Origin of the sequence: Stenotrophomonas sp. GbtcB23, from assembly GCF_019091045.1 — a bacterium.
Lineage (GTDB): Bacteria > Pseudomonadota > Gammaproteobacteria > Xanthomonadales > Xanthomonadaceae > Stenotrophomonas > Stenotrophomonas rhizophila_A.
In genome coordinates, this window is record NZ_JAGXKC010000587.1 from 1 (window position 1) to 245 (window position 245).

General features: G+C 64.1%; 1 protein-coding gene. It reads right to left on the minus strand.

Features of this window, described 5'->3' with window-relative positions; all coding sequences use genetic code 11:
* Positions 1–245: hypothetical protein (locus KVS69_RS20210; RefSeq protein ID WP_217540065.1), on the minus strand; the 245-nt coding region annotated here is incomplete at both ends.

Here is a 245-nt window from a genome sequence, read left to right on the forward strand (position 1 = left end):
TACGCGATGTCGTCCAGACGGTAGTAGGCCGCGTTCATCAGGTCGTAGCCGTACAAGGTGCGGAAGTTCTTCTTCTGCAGCTCCTTCATGCGTGCGGCGTCGGCCGGCGGCAGGGATTGCTTCTCCAGCTTGAGCTGCATCATGCGGCTGGTCAGCGCCTTCAGTTCGCGTTCTTCCGCGCGCAGGGCGGTGTAGGTCCGGTCCAGCTCGTGCCGCATCGCGCCCAGGCTGCGCTGCATGTCGTC